Raw genomic sequence first — 3686 nt, forward strand, 5'->3', positions numbered from 1 at the left:
CAGCCTTGTAGTATTGGGTCAGGGCAAAGTTGTGATATTCGAGCAGCTCTTTCAGCTGGGCACAGAAGTTGTCCCAGTTGCACAGGTCGCCAAGGCGCAGGCCGCGGCGCGCTACCTTGTCTTCGTAGGCCGGGCCAATACCGCGGCCGGTGGTGCCAATCGCCTTGTCACCACGGGCTTTTTCACGGGCCTGGTCCAGGGCCACGTGTACCGGCAGAATCAGCGGACAGGCCGGGGACAGACGCAGGCGCTTGCGCACCGGTACACCGGCGGCTTCCAGTTCGCCCATCTCTTTTTCGAGGGCTTCCGGGGACAGCACTACACCGTTGCCGATCAGGCAGGTCACATCCGGGCGCAGGACGCCGGAGGGGATCAGGTGCAGCACGGTTTTCTCACCGTTGATCACCAGAGTGTGGCCGGCGTTGTGACCGCCCTGAAAGCGGACTACCAGTGCGACTTTCTCGGTCAGCAGATCGACAATCTTGCCTTTGCCTTCGTCGCCCCACTGGGTGCCCAGCACCACTACATTCTTGCCCATGTGCGTAAATCTCGTGTCGTCAGTTCAACGTTTAGACGGGCGAACAGGGAGATATCGGCCGCGCCCGTCATGCGGCCAGAAATCGCAATTCAACTGAATAGTCTAGGGTTCAGCCCCGGGGTTTCACCACCCAGGTGTCGCCTTCGCGCACCAGCTCGCGGTCGCAGCGGGCCAGGGTTTCACTGTCGCCGGCACAGTCGCTCTGCTCCGGCATGGCACTGATCACCACTTCACCCTCGCTGCGCAGCCTGGCAATGGTCTGCCACAGTTGTTCACAGCCATCTTCGGGCGCCAGGATGGCACCGGCTTCGCGCTCGCCGTTGGCGCCCAGGGTATTGATTGCCACCAGGTCGGTACTGAAGCCGGTGGCCGCGCGGTCGCGGCCGAACACCGCACCGATACCGTTGTAGCGCCCGCCGTTGGCCAGCGCCTGGCCGTGGCCCGGACTGTAGGCGGCAAATACCAGCCCGGTTTCGTAGTCGTAACCGCGCATTTCGCCGAGATCGAAAAACAGCGCCACCTGCGGGTAGCGGCGCGCTACCGCATCCGCCACCTGCTGCAGTTCTTCCAGCGCCGCGCGCAGCGACGCGGGGGCATCGGCAAATACCTCGCGCGCCCGCGACAGGCACTCGGTGCCTCCGGCCAGGCGCGGCAGGGTACGCAGCCAGTTGGCGGCACCGGTGTCCAGGATATTTTCGTCCACCCAGTGTTCGATATCCGCCACCGCCTTGCTCTGCAGCAACACGCTCAGCTCCGCCTTCTGCTCGCTGTCGAGGCCGGCGGCTTCCGCCAGGCGGCGGAAAATGGCCACGTGACCGAGGTCCAGGTGGATCTCGCGAATCCCCGCCATACGCAGGGTCTCGATCATCAGGGAGATGACTTCGATATCCCCCTGCAGGCTGTCGACGCCGTAGAGCTCGGCGCCGATCTGGATCGGCGCCCGCGGTCCCATGGGCGTGCGCGGGCGGGTATACAGCACCTGGCCCGCATAGCAGAGGCGGTTGGCGCCGCTGCGGGGAAAACTGTGGGAGTCGATACGCGCGGCCTGCGGCGTGATATCCGCGCGAATGCCGAGAATGCGGCCGGACAGCTGGTCGGTCACCCGGAAAGTGCTCAGGTCCACGTCGCGCCCCATGCCGATCAGCAGGGATTCGGTAAATTCCACCATCGGCGGAATGATCAGCTCGTAGCCCCAGCGGTGGTAGAGGTCGAGCAGGTTTCTGCGCAGGGTCTCCACCCGCTTGGCGTCCGCGGGCAAAATCTCGGCGATGCCATCCGGTAGCATCCAGCGTTCGGCTTGGGTCATGGTGTGGGCGTTCGACTATTAACGATGCGGTCTTCGCGACCGTGGGAACCTCGGTTGTGGCGGCTGGACTATTCCGGCGAGCCGCCAATCAGCATCAGCAGGACTGTACCGGCGAGCATGGAAATCAGCCCCGCCGTGCGCAGGCTGCGATTATCCACAGATGCCAGCTGCTGCACCAGTGCGCGCCAGCGTCCGGGGTAGAGAAACGGCAATATGCCCTCGATGATCAGCACCAGGCCCAGGGCCCGCAGCAGCTCTTCCCACACGGCGGTGACTCCATTCCGAGATTCGGCTATCGGGCCGGCACAAAAAAACCGGGCGCCGGCCCGGTTTTGGGGATTTTACCACTAATTTGTGGGGCTGTGGCCAGTTCTTGTGGGCTCCATCCACTCTAGCGATTGGCGATGGAATTTCCGCGAAGGCGCCGATGCCGGGTACAGCCTTGTGAGACCTTCACCGCCATGGATGGCGGTGCAGAGCCCCCAGGGATGGGTTTACGGCGTGTCTCACAAGGCTGTACCCGGTAGCGGCACCGCCACCGGGCCAATTTATGTCACCGTTACTTGCCCTCAGGATCCTTCAGGTAACGGAAGAACTGGCTGTCGGGTTCCACCAGCAGCATATCGCTCTTGTCCTTGAACGACTCCTTGTACGCCGTGAGGCTGCGCGAGAAACGGTAGAACTCGGGGTTCGCGCTGTAAGCCTGGGCATAAATCTTGGCGGCCTCGGCATCACCGGCACCGCGCAGCTCTTCCGCCTTGCGATAAGCCTCGGCCTCGATCACCACCTTCTGGCGGTCGGCGTTGGCGCGGATACGCTCGCTGGCCTCCTGACCTTTGGCCCGGTGGTCGCGCGCCTGCAGTTCACGGCCGGCACGCATACGCTGGAATACCGACTCGGATACCTCCGGCGGCAGGTCGATACGCTTCACCCGCACATCGACGACTTCCACCCCCAGATCCTTCTGGGCCGACTCGTTCAGATTCTTGGTGATCTCCGCCATCAACTCGTCGCGCTGACCGCTTACCACTTCGTGCAGGTCGCGCACACCGAACTGGTTACGCAGGCGGTTGTTGATCTGTTCCGCCAGCAGTCGCACCGCGTTGCGCTCGTCACCGCGGGTGGCAACGTAAAAACGACCCACGTCGAAAATGCGGTACTTGGCGTAGGAGTCCACCATCATGAACTTGTTTTCACTGTTCAGCATGCGCACCGGCTGGGAATCCACCGTCTGGATACGCGCGTCGAACTTGCGCAACTGGTTGACCAGCGGCATCTTGAAATAGAGCCCGGGCTCGTAATCGGTACGCACTACCTCACCGAAGCGCAGCAGTACGGCCTTTTCGGTTTCCTTCACCACGAAGGCACTGCTGGACAGCACCAGCAAGCCGATCAGCACCAGCGCGAGAATAAAAAGCGATTTGTTGTTGTTCATTGCAGCTCCCCTTAACGCACTTCGCGACTGCGACGGCTGTTGGCAACTTCAGTGCGCAACTGGTCGATCACCCGCTGGGAAATCTCGTCGATCACCTGGGGAGAAACCTGTGGTCGCTGGGACGCGGAACCGGCACTGCTCTGGGCCAGCTTGTCCAGCGGCAGGTACATCATGTTGTTGCCACCCTCGACGTCGACCATCACCTTGGAGGTGTTGCTCATCACGTCCTGGACCGTGTCCAGGTACATGCGCTCGCGGGTAACTTCCGGCGCACGCTCATATTCCGTCAGCAACTGGGTGAAGCGCGCCGCCTCACCGCGGGCACTTTCCACCACGCGGGACTTGTAGGCTTCCGCCTCCTCGATCATGCGCTGGGCCTGACCGCGGGCCACCGGGATTACCTGGTT

At 62.6% G+C, this 3686-nt stretch carries 4 protein-coding genes and 1 pseudogene; all 5 read right to left on the bottom strand.

The genetic code is table 11. From position 1 onward, the window contains the following. Nucleotides 1-538, bottom strand: a 538-nt coding sequence (locus QZ511_RS16510; protein WP_295804174.1) for an adenylosuccinate synthetase, incomplete at its 3' end; no start/stop codon positions are given. Between the two features lie 109 nt (nucleotides 539-647). After that, the gene (locus tag QZ511_RS16515; RefSeq protein ID WP_295804177.1) at nucleotides 648-1844 is read right to left on the bottom strand and encodes an ATP phosphoribosyltransferase regulatory subunit; all 1197 of its coding nucleotides are present in this window, start codon (nucleotides 1842-1844) and stop codon (nucleotides 648-650) included. 68 nt (nucleotides 1845-1912) lie between these two features. Continuing rightward, nucleotides 1913-2110 carry a DUF2065 domain-containing protein gene (locus QZ511_RS16520; RefSeq protein WP_295804209.1) on the bottom strand — a complete coding sequence of 66 codons (198 nt, stop codon included), beginning with the start codon at nucleotides 2108-2110 and terminating at the stop codon, nucleotides 1913-1915. A gap of 293 nt (nucleotides 2111-2403) precedes the next feature. Then, nucleotides 2404-3279 carry a protease modulator HflC gene (gene hflC, locus QZ511_RS16525; protein ID WP_295804210.1) on the bottom strand — a complete coding sequence of 292 codons (876 nt, stop codon included), beginning with the start codon at nucleotides 3277-3279 and terminating at the stop codon, nucleotides 2404-2406. Between the two features lie 11 nt (nucleotides 3280-3290). After that, a pseudogene (locus tag QZ511_RS16530) lies at nucleotides 3291-3686 on the bottom strand (protease modulator HflK); the annotation flags it as partial.

Source organism: uncultured Microbulbifer sp., assembly GCF_913055755.1.
Classification (GTDB): domain Bacteria; phylum Pseudomonadota; class Gammaproteobacteria; order Pseudomonadales; family Cellvibrionaceae; genus Microbulbifer.

Bases quoted from the DNA above. Each gene is read 5' to 3' on its own strand.
- QZ511_RS16515 (WP_295804177.1), bottom strand. From the start codon at position 1,844: ATGACCCAAGCCGAACGCTGGATGCTACCGGATGGCATCGCCGAGATT.
- hflC (WP_295804210.1), bottom strand. From the start codon at position 3,279: ATGAACAACAACAAATCGCTTTTTATTCTCGCGCTGGTGCTGATCGGC.